We start from the raw sequence: 13,865 nt of genomic DNA, 5'->3' as shown, positions 1-13,865 counted from the left end.
ATGTATGGGATGAGCTGTTTGTTAATGTTTGCTGGATTTTGTGTTTGTTGACTATTGATTTAGCGTTTGTTGAACTTTTTTGTTGAACATCTCTTGTTGAACATCTCTTGTTGGACATCTCTTGTTGGACATCTCTTGTTGGACCTATAGATCACGATGACTCGACGCATATATCGCCCTTTGATGGCTCTACTCCTCGGTACAGTTTTCACAGGACTACCGGAAACGTTGCCGACTTCGATCGCCCTGGCTCAGATGCAAACGGCTCAAGCCCAGACGACTGAAGGCTCTGATCTGCTCTCCCGCTTGCCCAGAACCCCCGATGAAACGGTGGATTGTGAAATTCTGATTGTCGGTGGAGGACTGGCTGGAACTGCTACGGCCTACGAGTCGCTGTTGACCGGACGCACCGTTTGCATGACAGAACTGACCGACTGGGTGGGGGGACAAATTTCCTCCCAGGGAACCTCTGCCCTGGATGAAGCCCAACGGCAACGGGCCCTGCTGTTTTACTCCCAGGGATACAACCAACTGCGAGAGCGGATTGAGCAACGCTATGGACGATTGAATCCGGGAGACTGCTGGGTCAGCGTGTCCTGCTTCATGCCCTACAACGCCCATGAGATTCTGACGGAAATGCTGGAGGATGCGGCGCGGCAGGGCAGAGGCGAACTGAGATGGTTTCCTTCCACTGTGGTAAAAGATCTGGAACTCAATGCTGATGGTTCCATGATTGAAACGGTGATCGGGATTCAACATACCCCCGCCCCTAGCGCATCCCCCCTCAATACCTATCCCCTCTCCGAAACGATCGAAGATGCCTACCGCTACGAAGATTCCGCTCGCTTCACCAAGCAAATTATTCAGTTTGTGCCGAAGGTGAGAGAACCTCAGGAGGAAAGGCGAGGCAGGCGATCGCGTCGTCAGGATACGCCCACCGAACCCCAATCGGCTATGCTCAGCCAGGAAGACTGGAATTCCCTCTGGTTTGTGGTTGATGCAACGGAAACCGGCGAACTGATTGCCCTGGCGGATGTGCCCTATCGGTTAGGGCTGGATCCCCGCTCCCACCTCAATCCCTCTTCGCCGACGGAAACGGCTGACCCTTACTGCACTCAGGGGTTCACCTATACCTTTGCGATGGAGCGCACCGAGGAACCCCAACCCCAGGAGATGCCGGAATTCTACCCACAGTATGAACCCTACTTCAGCTATGAGCAGGATCGGGGGGATATCAATTATTTCGATTTCGTCTTCACCTACCGCCGGATCTCCAGTCCAGATCCGCGATCGGAGCAGCGCGTCTTTGGCGTATCGGCTCCCAAACCAGGCGATATTTCCATGCAGAACTGGACCTGGGGTAATGATTATCGTCCAGGCACCTCGCGGGATAATTTGATCTACACCCACGAGCAGCTCGAAGCATTGGGACAATTGGAACCGGGGGGCTGGCTGGGTGGACTGCGGACGGAAACCCTGCGGCGTGGGGAAGAAAATGCCCTGGCCTACTACTACTGGCTGGTGAAAGGGACGACCGACTCTCAGTTAGATGATGAGGTGAAGGAACCGGCTCCCGATCATCGCTTCTTGAGCGGTTTTGATGCCCCGATGGGTACGGAACACGGTTTATCCAAGCATCCCTACATCCGGGAAGGCCGACGGATCATTGGTCGTCCCGCCTACGGTTATGCTGATGGTTTCACCGTTTCCGAGCTGGATATTTCTCGCGTTGATTACCGCGATCCCTTCTACGAAGAAACCCTCCCTCCTGCCATGTTCCGGCAGCTTTGGGTGGCTCTGGCGGGGTTAGAAGCGGCTAGCGTGATTCGTCAGGGAACACCACCAGATCAAATCTCTCGCCGCACCCGATCGACGATCTATCCCGATGCCGTGGGCATTGCCCAGTATGCGATCGACTTTCATCCCTGTATGTCCTTCTATCCCCCAGAAGCACCGGGCAATACAGAACGGGAAGGTGTGCGTCGCTCCCACGGTCAGGCCTATCCGGCTCAAATTCCCCTGCGAGCCATGATTCCCCAACGGGTGGACAATATGCTGGTGGCGGGTAAGAGTATTGCCACGAGCTTTATTGCAGCAGCGGCCTATCGGGTGCATTCCTTTGAATGGTCAGCAGGAGCGGCAGCGGGAACCACAGCTTCCTTTGCCCTGACCCAGGGAGTTTTACCTTATGAGTTGGTGGATGACTTACCCAATCCCGAACCACTGCTCTTCCAACTGCAACAGCAGCTAGAGGGGAACGGCAACCCCACGGCATTCCCAGATACCTCGATCTTTAATTTGGACTGGGAAGACTGGCGCGTCTGGTAACTCTCAGATGGGGCGATGCGGGTTGATCTGGACGAGTTAAAGGTCTGAACGGGTTGAAGATCTGAACGGAAAATTTCCCGTAGCCCAGGCTTCCAACCTGCCTCTAGAAATACTGTACCGATGCTCTAGTTGTTGAACCACCGATCGCACAGTCCTCAAAGTGCGATCGGCACAGCAATGGGCTACACCCCGTCGTCAAACTCCAATCTACAGGCAATCTACAGGCAAGATTCAACCCATAGGCATTCAACCCATAGGCAAAGGAAAGATTAAATCTACGGCTTCCCCCTCGGAATAAGCGAGTATATTAAAGGAAGTCTGCTAGAATACACTCATTCAAATAACCTCAACTGAGGTTAACCGTGGCAAAGTGACCATGCCATTCACAGAAATACCCTGATTTAACCTGGTATGGTGCTTGCAAAGTTTATTCATGAGAATATCGCGTTCACCTTCGCCAAAACTTGATGGAGCCATGACTTTACCCGCAAAGCCTTCAACCAGGACATTAGTAGAACCGATCGATCTTGACGAACTTCATCAACCTGAACCGTGCTTCTACTACTTTGCTTACGGCTCCTGCATGTGTCCGGTGGATCTGAAACGATCTTTGGGAGAACGCACCCACTCCTACGTGATTGGCCCAGCCACCCTCCAGGGCTATCGGTTAGGGTTTTTCCGCAAATCTCGGCTACGAAATTGCGGTGTATTAGATATTGTCAAAGATCCTACGGCAACGGTCGAAGGTGTTTTGTATCGCTTACCGCTACGTTTAAGCGATCGCCTCGATGAACGCGAAGAAGGCTATTGCCACGAGATCATTACGGTCGGGTGCAATGGACAACCCTACACGAACGTTCGTACCTACACTGTGATTGAAAAGCTGACTGAAGAACACGCCCCCAACGATTGGTACTTTAATGTCGTCCTGCGGGGAGCCGTAACCTGTGGTTTACCCGAACAGTACTGCTGGCAGTTATTTCACCATATGCATCAGCTTCAGCAGGCTGACTATGAACAACTTCCCCAGTGGCGATCGGCTTAACAGCACAAATAAAGAGGATATTATTCCGTAATTTTACGGAGAATAACTTAAATTCACCTCTCTTCAGCAGCCATGAAAATGCTGAAGTTTAACGTCTTAAACAATTTTTTGTTTGCTAAACAGATCGGACGGGCATTCTGGAGTGTAATGAATGTCCATAGCATTCGTCCGTTTTGAAGCCTAATTTAGGGAATGGAAGGGGTTGGAATGATAAGCCCTGAAGCGAGATTGTTTTGTCGCCTTGATCAAATGCCTGGTTCAACGTATGAACAGCGCCGTCTATCTACATTACGAGAGCTAGGGTTACTCGAACCTGAAAGCGTCCCAATTTTTGATGAAGCAACTCAAACCGCAGCCCATGTCTTGGATGCGCGGATCTGTATTCTAGGATTGCTGGATGCCGATCGGCTCTGGTTCAAATCTGCCGTAGGTTTGTCCCGCATTGGCTTAATGAATGATCTAGCTTCATCCCGTCAGCTACCTCACCACGAGTCATTTTGTACTTATGTGATAGATAGTCAACAGGTATTGATGATTCCTGATGCAATGGCTGACGCTGCCTTTGCCCATAGCTTACTGGTGCAACGGTATGGTATTCGCTCCTATCTGGGGGTGCCGCTAACTGCCTCGAATGGACAATGCCTGGGCACACTGTCCGTCATGGGTTTAACTCCCCGTGACTTTACTGATAAAGAAGCTGAGATGCTCCAGCTCATCGCTCGTTGGAGTATTAGTGAATTTGAGCGCAATCGGCTTCTCACCCATACACAAACGTCATCACAGCCCTCTGGGGGATTGCCAAAACCAGCTTCTTCCTCGACGGCTGCCCTGGTCAATTCCACTGAAACTCAGCTAGAGAATTCGGTTTCGGCAGTTAAAGTCCGTTTAATTTCTCAAATGACTCAGGAGCTTTGTACTCCCTTGACTTCAATTTTGGGAATGGCCAAGGTACTCAGTCAGGGAATCTACGGTTCGTTAACGGAGAAACAGCGAGAATATATTGACATCATTCATAATAGCGGGCAGTATTTGTCTTCCCTGATTAATGAAGTAATGGATCTGGGCACGCTGGATGAAAATGTCACTGCTTTGGCATTGAGTCCGATCGATATTGAAATGCTTTGCCAGCAAACCATCGCTACTTTGAAGCAAGCAGCGCACCGGCATAATCAACAGATTCAGCTGACGGTAGAACCAGGCCCTCGGATCTGGTTATTGGATAAGGATAAAGTTCGGCAAATGCTTTACCACCTGATCTTCAGCGTAATGGAACTTGCCAGCCCAGAAAGCATTGTGCGAATTCACGTCTCTCGCCGACAAAATCACCTGAACCTGGTTGTATGGACTTCTCATCCCTGGCTAGGGGAAGGGTTGCCTCATATGGAGGCTCCGGCCCATCAGCTCCTCAGTCAGCTAGCAGTGGCAAACCCAGGGGGAGGCAGCGATCGATCGACCCTATCGGGGTGGGGAGATGATGATTGGCATGAGAACCCATCCAATCTGCCAACCTCTGCGAACACCGTGACTCCCAGTAAAGCTGAAACAACTCGTCAACAGTTGGGACTTACCCTCAGCCGTCAACTTGCGGATCTGCATGGGGGATGTATTACCGTTCAGGGTTCAGCATCCGAGGGATATCGATACGTGATCAAACTGCCGTACTTTGGTAACAAAGCGGGCAATGACTCCTGACCCCAGTAGAGATCCAGAGATCTCACAGCAATCCACCCACTCTCGTAGTACAGGCTTCCAGCCTGTGCGGGCAAGATGCCCGCTCTACGGTTACTAGATTCACGCCCGTTTCTATTCATTAAACCAGCTCGATCGCCTGAAATGCCTGTAACTTCTCCCGGTTTTGGGCAAAGTGCTTTTGGGCAAAGTGATTCAATCACTGGTTTTGGACAAGCTTGATGCAGCCTTACTATCCGTCGATCAAGATTTTGTTCATCCAGTGATGTAGCTCACTTTTACCTATGGTGTTTCATCACCCCACTACCATCCCGAAATCACAACCAGGAATGGTTAGCCATCACTCTCTCTGATGAAAAAAGAGTTCATACTGATGGGTGATGCCTGGCAAAGATATCTCATGGAATCATTGCATCATCGAGAAAACTAGCTCAAGAAGCTGAATTTAAAGTTTTGATGAGCTGTCAGGAAAGGAGAAGTCAGGGTTCGTAGCTAAGAATAGAGTTGATTGAAAACGTCGCATCTACTCCATTAAACACGCATAGTTAGCCAACCTGTGGTTCAGTTAATTCAACTTAGTTAATTCATACCCAGTTAATTCATACTTACGTCATTTAATTGACGATTGTTAATTCATAAATAATTCCTGCATACATACCTTACATACATAAGCGACGCATACGTAAGCTCACGCATACTTACCCTACATATTACGTAGATAGGCCTCACCCATAGATTACTGATACATAAGGGTTACGCATACATAAAGTCACGCATACTTACCTGTACACATAAATAAAACCTGCACGCATACATAGAGTCGCGCATACATAGAGTCGCGCATACATAGAGTCGCGCATACATAGAGTCGCGCCTACATAAGCCCACGGATATTACGCTTACAGGGAGTCCGCCTGCATATCTCCCGCATTGGTTTCCCCTCTATCGCCCTACCTGAGGTTGATGGATGACAATACTCATAGATAGATAGATAGATATTAGGTTAGTACTACATACATTAGGTCAGGCATATCATATAACTACGCCCGCCATCTGCTCTGGGTGGGTGAGTTGACCAAATAGCTACTTGCTAGTTCCTTAAAGTTGCTTAAGCCCCAAAAAGGTTGGTTGAAAGCTTCACCAGCGCACCTTTGGTAAAATCCCACTGTCCCGCTGCTGACAGCAACAGTATATGGGAGGAAGCTATGCTGATAGCTGGTATTCAGTTTTTACGGCTATCCTATGTCTTCCCCAGTGTACGATATTGCCTTACGTCACGGTAGGCTGCTCCAACCGTCTGGTTCCTCTGCGATCGTCGATATCGCAATCACAGGTGGCAGGATTGTTGCCATTACCCCTCAGTTGAACCAAGCGGCTCGTCTAGAGTTGGAGCTAAAGGGGCAGCTCGTCAGTCCGCCCTTTGTAGAGTCTCATATTCATCTGGATTCAGCATTAACGGTTGGAGAGCCTCGCTGGAATCAGAGTGGAACTTTGTTTGAAGGAATCGAAATTTGGCGCGATCGCAAGCAAGATCTAACCCTGGAAGATGTAAAGCAGCGGGCGATCGCCACTTTGAAGCAGCAAGCAATGCAGGGAGTTTTGTTTGTACGGACTCATGCCGATGTTAGCGAGAAAAACCTGATCGCTCTGAAAGGCTTGCTAGAGGTTCGGGATCAGGTCAAGGACTGGATCACGGTTCAAGTAGTCGCGTTTCCCCAGGACGGTGTATACGGTAGTCCCCAAAACGCTGCATTGCTGGAGGAAGCCTTGAAACTCGGAGCAGATGTCGTGGGTGGGATTCCCCATTACGAACTGACTCGCGAAGACGGGGTGCAGTCAGTCCATCATATTTTCGACCTGGCTCAGCGGTACGATCGCCTGATTGATATTCACTGTGATGAAATTGATGATGATCAGTCTCGCTTTCTAGAGGTGGTTGCTGCTTGCGCCATTCGAGCCGATATGGGAATGCGGGTGACCGCCAGCCACACGACTGCATTTGGCTCCTACAACAATGCCTACGCCTTTAAGCTGATGGGATTTTTGCAGCGTACCTGCCTCAACTTTATTGCAAATCCTCTGATCAACATTACCCTGCAAGGACGCACTGATACCTATCCCAAGCGGCGAGGCGTGACGCGGGTAAAGGAACTCTGGCAACTGGGACAGAATGTTAGTTTGGGGCATGACTGCATTCAGGATCCCTGGTATTCCCTCGGCACTGGCAATATGCTGGATGTAGCTAATATGGCTGTTCATGTCTGCCAGATGACGGGAACGGCTGAAATTGATGCCTGCTACCGGATGGTGACGTGGAACGGTGCAAACACTTTACATATTCAAGATCAGTACGGCATTGAGGTTGGTAAACCAGCTAACCTGATCGTGTTGGATGCTGAAAGTCCCTATGATGCTATTCGCCGACGGGCAGCCGTACGGTATGTTATTTCCCAGGGCAAACTGCTGGCCTCTACGGAACCTGGAGTTTCTCAGTGGAAAGGGGAATAGCGTTGAGACTACAGGCTGATTGACTCGATCGCCCAGACTTCCTCTTCGCCAAACCAACCTATTGCAACTCTGGTGGTAGATGAAATCCCATCGCATCGGGAGTAAAGTCCAAAACCTGAATAACAGCATCCAGATTCAGCGGGCCATAAAGGTGAGGAAAGAGCTGATTTTCAACCGGATCGTAGCGGAGTTCAGCCTGAAGCCGATCGACCTCAATACAGAGTAAAACTAATCCCTGCTGTCCCCTGAAAAAGGAATTGGCAACGGCGGTGAGTTGCTCCGGCGTTGAGCAGTGAATGAATCCCTCGGTTCCTAAAGACTCGCAGCGATAGATTCCCTTCTCCTTTGCCTGTTCCCACTGCTGGCGATCGGTGATATGGAGAATCATGGCCCTGAAAAGATAGCGTCTTCCAAATCCTTGCGGCTCAAGGAATACTTAAACGATCGCTGGATATCCTTTCCACCCAATCCCGCTGCGATATAGCGCACTGCCAGTGAGTCAACTTCTAACCAGAGTTCGGCCTCCCAGTTCGATCGTTGCACATACCAGTGGTGGAGGTTAGTTTTGTCCTGCTGGCATCCCTTCAAACGGAGCCAGTCTTCGATCGCGGGTAGCGGGTGATTGTACAGAGGAGTATCGACGGGCGGGAGTGACATGAACACAAAGTTTAAGAAAGATAAAGTTAGCCTACTGTATTCTAGGCATTTGTGAGGAATGATCGCTATAGGTCTCATCCTGATATGCTTCATTCGGGTATGTCTTATCCTGATCGATCTCATCCTGATCAATCTCATCCTGAGAAGCTTGATCCTGAGAAACAGTCAGGTTGTAAATTATGGCATCATCCCCCTGAAGCTGGAGAGACTGAAACGCTACGTCTCCACGAGTCAGTCCTACGAAAATCACCAGGCCGACGCAAAGAATAAAGGTGACGCCAATCATAAACAGGGCAAACAGTTCCCCAGAGGACAGGGGGCGATCGGTAGGGTCAAGATAAGCCGTTGAGCGATACTGGCGCGCCTGGGAAACAGGACGGTTTAAATCCAGCCGAGACTGCATGACGGGAACCCTGGAATAGCCAATTTTCCGATCGTAGGTCACTCTCCGCTCAGGACTACTCAATGTGGCATAGGCTTCGTTAATTTCGTGGAATTTTTCCGTTGCGATGGCGGCTGGCAGGGTCGTGGTATCGGGATGATACAGCTTACTCAACTCTCGGTAAGCCCGACGGATTTCCTGGGCAGATGCCGACGGATGCAGGTTCAACCGAGTGTAATATGTTGGAGCAGTAGATGTCGGAGCCGACTTTGCCTCTGACATTCGATCCTCCGTTCCTCCTTCAGGGGTTTATGATGCAGCGGTGCTAGGCAGGCTCAAAGAAGCATTCTGTACGAGTTAAGCGAATCTGGGCCAGGGTAAAGATGACGGGGATGACTCGGCCGTAGTTTGTGGCGATCGCCCGCCAGCCTAAATCGGCAAAAAACCAGGCCCACATGGCCGGGCCTAAGAAGGTAAACAGCGTTCGTACCGCCCCATAGCGGGCCGCACTAATAGTCACACCCCGATAGGCTGACTGTAATGCCACTTTGGTTTGAATCTGCGTTGCAATGGCCGCCCCCCTTCACAGCAGCTTGCTTGGCCACCTGATAGGTTGCAGCTCGAATGGCTAACTGCCGGGCCAGCATTTGTAAAATCATGGGACGGACTACTGAAGTCACCGCTAGAGCACTCCCCCCTTTGAGCAGCAAACCAACGGGATCGTTATGGTATGCAGGCGGAAGCTGGGCAGCCAGATCCGTTTCCGATAGAGCACGTTGCAACTCCCCGTTCAGATACTTACGCTCGCTGGCGGGAAGTTTTTGCCAGGCCCGATCGAGCAGATATAGAAAAATCTCAGCTTCTAATTCCGCTGTTGAAAAGCTGTGATTACAGGGAATTTTCAAATAGCGACACACCTGTAGCAGAACTTGCCGATAGCTGACTTGCTCAGTCTTGCCCCGAAGGATGGTGACTCCATCAGCGGCCAAAAAGCGAAATCGATCTTCCAGTGAATCAATCCAACTCCAACGATCCTGACTCTGGATGCTGATGGGTTCTGGTGTGTAGACGTAATCCAGGGGATTAAATTTGCGGCGGAATAAAATTTCAGTGAGCAACCGTAATTCTTCCTCAGTTGCTAATTCCAGGGCATCTCTTAACTCATCCAACGCCAGTACCTCCGCCGCGATCGAATAATGTTTGACCCTACCATATCTAAATCTATATCCCAAACCAATTGTATGTGGTTTTATTGTTTAGGATAACGCTCAAACCGACGACTTCACCAGCCGCAAACCTCCTTTAGATTGAAGAGACAATTCAATCAGAGTGGGTTGTTCCTAATGTTCAATATTCTACAGAATTCTTTAGAAGGTTCAGTACAAGGTTCAGTACAAGGTTCAAGCCCGATCGCATCAGGAAACACTCCACCTATGGCCAATACCGTACAGCAAGCCGCAGCAACGCAAACGCTTAATGCACAACCGTCAACCGATAGAACGATCGCAGATGTAGCAGTAATTGGGGCAGGGTTAGCTGGATTAATCTGCGCCCAACGGTTACAGCAGGCAGGACTGCGCGTGATTGTGGTGGAAAAATCGCGGGGGCTGGGAGGGCGAATGGCGACACGACGGTTGCCCAACAGCCATGCGGATCATGGGGTGCGCTATCTAGACGCTCAGGGTTTATTGACGCAGCAGTTGATCGATCGCTGCTCTGCCCATCAAATCCTCCAGCCCTGGTTAGATCGGATTCATATCTTCGATCGGACGGGGCTGCACCCATCTCAACCTCAGGCACGTTATGCGGCAAAGCTGGGAATCACTGCCGTTGCCAAGGCATTAGGCTCCGGGTTAGAAATTTGGCGCGGTCAACGAGTTCAGGTAGTTACTACCACACCGGAATCCCTCTGGAATCTGAGATTAGAACCTGTGGGAGAACAGGCTTTCCCGCCATTGTCTGCCAAATCCCTGGTAATGACCATTCCTGCTCCCCAAGCCCTCACCTTATTGGAACCGCTACTCCAGCAGGGTCTAGTTCCAGAACTGGTGCAAAGGGTTCGATCGGTTCAGTTTGCTCCTTGCATCACCGCCATTGCTGCTTACGCGGCTGCCCAACGATCGATCGCGGCAACTTCACCCTGGCAAGCCGTGCGCTTCCTGGATGATCCCGATCTGGACTGGGTGGCCATTGACAGTAGCAAGCAGCCAGAAGCCCCTGATCCCGTTGTCGTCGTCCAGAGTTCGCCCCGGTTAGCGCAGGATCACTTGGAAACCGCTGATTTGCAGCCGATCGGGCAACATTTACTCGATCGCGCAGCGCATGCCTTAGCTCCCTGGTTAGCCTCCCCTGCAATCTTGCAGGTTCATCGGTGGCGGTATGCCTTTGCATCGCAATCCCTATCGGATCACTGCATCGCAACAGAGGACCCACTACCGCTTGTGTGTGGCGGAGACTGGTGTGGTGGTAATGATATTGAATCTGCTCTGCGATCGGGGGTATCGGCGGCCGAGCAAATTGCCCTCTGCCTCCAGGGTGCCTCGCTGCAAACTGCATCATTTCAGGTAGCCAACTTGTCTAACCTGGAAATAGCAGCTATGTTGGCAGAGATAATCGCAGGAATTGGGAAAAACAATTAAAGTGTCATGCGGCATACTTAAATGTGGCATATATCACTTACCAGATAGACTGATAAGAATGGATTAGCTGCCAAAATCAAAAATTGGTATGTTTAACGTTTTAAACTTTTAAAGTTAGATGCCTCCGAATCCTTGCTTAAGTTTGGCAATCGAACGCCTCAAAGCCGTTGAACCTCGACACTACGCAATTTGGGTGTGGGAGGCTCCTTTTCCTGGAGGGCATGTCCACTACGATCGCCCCTGGACGGCTTCGTTGGATCAGTCATGGCAACTCTGGCAAAGCTTCTTTGCGCCGCATAATCTAACAGGAGTGTCTTCTATTCCGCCTTCATTACCCCCTTTAGAAGACAGCGAAATCCGGGGACAAACGCGGAGTTATACAGTGCGCGTGATGCAGCATTTGGGGATGAGTCTGTGGCAGTGGTTGTTTGAGGGGCCCATTTCCACCAGCCTGAGCCAGAGTAAAGGGATTTCAATTGGGCAGTCTTTACCCTTGCGGCTGCGGTTGGAGGTTCGTGATCCAGAACTGATTACCCTACCCTGGGAGATTATGCAGCCCGATTCCGGCAGGCAGGCTGTGTCGCTCAACAACCAGCAAATTTTGTTCAGTCGCACCACCAGTGATGTTGATCCCCTACCGCCTCTCCGTTCGGATCAGTTCCTCAACATTCTTCTGGTTTTGGGTCAGGATTCCGACTTTGAAGCCAGTCGATCGTTTGGTACGCCTCAACCTGGCGCAAAGCTCAATCTAGAGCAAGAGGCCGCAGCCCTGGCCCAGCTTTTGCAGCAGGCCGCAGAAAATGCAAACTCCCGCAATATGGCCCTTCCAGCTCCCTGCCATGTCACGACCCTGGTTCAACCCAGTCCGGCAGAGTTGATCGAAAAGCTGGAGCAAGGCAGTTACAACGTCTTGTTTTATGAAGGACATGGGATTCCCGCCCCCGATGGTGGATTGCTCTTTTTACGCCCTGATGCCCGCATTAATGGTACAGAGTTAGCCCATGTTTTGGTGCGGTGTCAGGTGAAGCTGGCTGTTTTTAACGCCTGTTGGGGAGCGCAGTCCGATCGTCACGGGAAGCAGTCTATTCCTCGGAGTAGTCTGGCAGAAGTGCTGATCCATCATGGAGTTCCGGCTGTTCTGGGAATGCGAGATACGATCGCCAACCATGAAGCAGTGAGCTTTATTCAGGAATTTGCCAAAACCCTGGCCCAGCGATCGCCCATTGATGAAGCGGTGGCCATTGCCCGGCAGCGACTCCTCAGTCTGTATCAGTTTAATCAACCCGCCTGGACCTTGCCCGTCCTTTATATGCACCCCCAATTTGATGGGGAACTGATTCGTCCACCGGCTGAAGGGGTGACGGAAATTCCCGATCCTTCAGTAAGTTGGTTGGGGCGCAATCCTCCTGCTTATCTGCGATCGATCACAACCCCACCACGGATCTGGCCGGTGCGAGGCGGCGTACTGCGGGTTGGACGGGGAGAGCGCAACGATGTAGTGCTTCAGCGGATAGAAGTCTCCCGCGAACATGCCGAAATTTTTTACCGAGATACGTCTTCTCCTACGGGGGGCAATGAGTCTACCTACTGGTTAAAGGATATTTCTCGATATGGAACCTGGATTTTGAAGCCCGGTGGGACGGATGGATGGCGACGAATCCACCGAGATGAAGTATCGCTGGTATCCAAAACTCAGCTAAAATTCGGCGATATTCGAGGACAGGCTCTGGAGTTTGTGATTGAGGGAGCAAACTCGCAACTGCAAAACTGAGAAACTGAGAAACTGAGCAAGGATGAGATCTGAAAAAAACTGAATTAGAACGTATAGCCAATTACGGAACTGGCTGAGATGCAGGTGTAGTTAACAAATGTCAAGTAATTAAGGCTTGTTTTCCAACTTTCGAGGAGAGTAGTAGCAATGACCAACCACCCCAATCGTCCTCTTGGATCTTCAATTCCGGCTCTGGCAGAATTGGAACTCTTGCATATTATTTTTGAGATGGAAACCCTGGAGATGGCGGAGTCCATTTCCTATCCCTACAATCTACTGGATCCAGAAGCCGAGTCTTACTTTGAGACTTTGGAGCAAGAGGTGTTGGCGGCAGGCTGGTCTATGGAAGATTTATCCGAACAAGGGCAAATCCTGTCCGATCGCGTTGAGCAACTGTGGTCTTCGTTTCCATCGGCTGTAGAGGATGCCTCAGTAGACGAACTCAGTTCAACCTTGTTCCAGCGATTTGCAGCACGGGTTCCCCAACAGCTATTACAAACTATTGCGCAGCGGGCCCAGCAGGTCGTTTCACAAAACCTCTCTCTGGCCGATCAACTGGTGTTGTGTGTGCAAGAGTGTTTGCCCAACTGGGGGGAAGACGACCTGCAAGTATTTGCCCGGCCGCTGGCGTTTCAAATGCGCTCGCCTGAAACAGAAGTCCTGGAATCTACGCTTCAATCCATTCGTGCCGATCATTGGACAGAGCTATCGGAAATTGAACAAGCTCGACTGAGTTTGGTGATTGCCCGCTATGCGATCATTCATGCTCCCCATACGGATGATCAATAGCTCGGAGTCTGAAATGGTCTGGACTCTGAGCTTTTTGTTTGAATCCGTTTTTTTGCA

The 13,865-nt window shown here is 50.6% G+C and carries 10 protein-coding genes and 1 pseudogene; 7 read left to right on the top strand and 4 right to left on the bottom strand.

Annotated elements, in window-relative coordinates:
- Nucleotides 1-255: 255 nt before the first annotated feature.
- From ACM1PF_RS22130 to codA, 4 genes are all read left to right on the top strand, one after another.
- Nucleotides 256-2,328, top strand: coding sequence for an FAD-dependent oxidoreductase (locus ACM1PF_RS22130; RefSeq protein ID WP_416676757.1), 2,073 nt, complete (start codon nt 256-258; stop codon nt 2,326-2,328).
- A gap of 475 nt (nt 2,329-2,803) precedes the next feature.
- Entirely contained in the window at nt 2,804-3,373 is a 570-nt protein-coding gene (locus ACM1PF_RS22125; protein ID WP_416666960.1) for a gamma-glutamylcyclotransferase family protein, read from the top strand.
- A 249-nt stretch (nt 3,374-3,622) separates the two neighbouring features.
- Complete coding sequence (locus ACM1PF_RS22120) at nt 3,623-5,065, top strand: GAF domain-containing sensor histidine kinase (RefSeq protein WP_416666957.1); 1,443 nt, start codon at nt 3,623-3,625, stop codon at nt 5,063-5,065.
- 1,239 nt (nt 5,066-6,304) lie between these two features.
- The gene (gene codA, locus ACM1PF_RS22115) at nt 6,305-7,570 is read left to right on the top strand and encodes a cytosine deaminase (protein WP_416666954.1); all 1,266 of its coding nucleotides are present in this window, start codon (nt 6,305-6,307) and stop codon (nt 7,568-7,570) included.
- A 58-nt stretch (nt 7,571-7,628) separates the two neighbouring features.
- Here codA and ACM1PF_RS22110 read toward each other — a convergent pair whose 3' ends face one another.
- From ACM1PF_RS22110 to ACM1PF_RS22095, 4 genes and pseudogenes are all read right to left on the bottom strand, one after another.
- Entirely contained in the window at nt 7,629-7,958 is a 330-nt protein-coding gene (locus ACM1PF_RS22110; protein ID WP_416666952.1) for a DUF952 domain-containing protein, read from the bottom strand.
- Nucleotides 7,955-8,227 carry a DUF3143 domain-containing protein gene (locus tag ACM1PF_RS22105; protein ID WP_416666949.1) on the bottom strand — a complete coding sequence of 91 codons (273 nt, stop codon included), beginning with the start codon at nt 8,225-8,227 and terminating at the stop codon, nt 7,955-7,957. Before ACM1PF_RS22105 ends, ACM1PF_RS22110 begins: the two co-directional genes overlap by 4 nt.
- A 31-nt stretch (nt 8,228-8,258) precedes the next feature.
- Nucleotides 8,259-8,891 carry a J domain-containing protein gene (locus ACM1PF_RS22100; protein ID WP_416666947.1) on the bottom strand — a complete coding sequence of 211 codons (633 nt, stop codon included), beginning with the start codon at nt 8,889-8,891 and terminating at the stop codon, nt 8,259-8,261.
- Nucleotides 8,892-8,934: 43 nt separating this feature from the next.
- Nucleotides 8,935-9,778: pseudogene (locus tag ACM1PF_RS22095) on the bottom strand (YaaW family protein).
- Nucleotides 9,779-10,042: 264 nt separating this feature from the next.
- Here ACM1PF_RS22095 and ACM1PF_RS22090 point away from each other — a divergent pair.
- From ACM1PF_RS22090 to ACM1PF_RS22080, 3 genes are all read left to right on the top strand, one after another.
- Entirely contained in the window at nt 10,043-11,248 is a 1,206-nt protein-coding gene (locus ACM1PF_RS22090) for an NAD(P)/FAD-dependent oxidoreductase (protein ID WP_416666944.1), read from the top strand.
- Nucleotides 11,249-11,366: 118 nt separating this feature from the next.
- Nucleotides 11,367-13,019 (top strand): CHAT domain-containing protein, encoded by a 1,653-nt coding sequence (locus ACM1PF_RS22085; protein ID WP_416666942.1) that lies wholly within the window; start codon nt 11,367-11,369, stop codon nt 13,017-13,019.
- Nucleotides 13,020-13,166: 147 nt separating this feature from the next.
- Nucleotides 13,167-13,808, top strand: coding sequence for a hypothetical protein (locus tag ACM1PF_RS22080; RefSeq protein WP_416666940.1), 642 nt, complete (start codon nt 13,167-13,169; stop codon nt 13,806-13,808).
- Nucleotides 13,809-13,865: the final 57 nt, after the last annotated feature.

Origin of the sequence: Egbenema bharatensis FJBBOT/2019, from assembly GCF_048077055.1 — a bacterium.
Classification (GTDB): Bacteria; Cyanobacteriota; Cyanobacteriia; order Elainellales; family Elainellaceae; genus Egbenema; species Egbenema bharatensis.
The sequence above is the reverse complement of the archived record's forward strand: the minus strand, read 5'-3'. Positions and strand labels throughout refer to the sequence as shown.

Excerpts from the sequence above, each read along its gene's own strand:
- ACM1PF_RS22100 (WP_416666947.1), bottom strand. The coding sequence starts at position 8,891 with ATGTCAGAGGCAAAGTCGGCTCCGACATCTACTGCTCCAACATATTAC.
- ACM1PF_RS22085 (WP_416666942.1), top strand. The coding sequence starts at position 11,367 with ATGCCTCCGAATCCTTGCTTAAGTTTGGCAATCGAACGCCTCAAAGCC.
- ACM1PF_RS22080 (WP_416666940.1), top strand. The coding sequence starts at position 13,167 with ATGACCAACCACCCCAATCGTCCTCTTGGATCTTCAATTCCGGCTCTG.
- ACM1PF_RS22090 (WP_416666944.1), top strand. The coding sequence starts at position 10,043 with ATGGCCAATACCGTACAGCAAGCCGCAGCAACGCAAACGCTTAATGCA.
- ACM1PF_RS22120 (WP_416666957.1), top strand. The coding sequence starts at position 3,623 with ATGCCTGGTTCAACGTATGAACAGCGCCGTCTATCTACATTACGAGAG.
- ACM1PF_RS22130 (WP_416676757.1), top strand. The coding sequence starts at position 256 with ATGCAAACGGCTCAAGCCCAGACGACTGAAGGCTCTGATCTGCTCTCC.
- ACM1PF_RS22110 (WP_416666952.1), bottom strand. The coding sequence starts at position 7,958 with ATGATTCTCCATATCACCGATCGCCAGCAGTGGGAACAGGCAAAGGAG.
- ACM1PF_RS22105 (WP_416666949.1), bottom strand. The coding sequence starts at position 8,227 with ATGTCACTCCCGCCCGTCGATACTCCTCTGTACAATCACCCGCTACCC.
- ACM1PF_RS22125 (WP_416666960.1), top strand. The coding sequence starts at position 2,804 with ATGACTTTACCCGCAAAGCCTTCAACCAGGACATTAGTAGAACCGATC.
- codA (WP_416666954.1), top strand. The coding sequence starts at position 6,305 with ATGTCTTCCCCAGTGTACGATATTGCCTTACGTCACGGTAGGCTGCTC.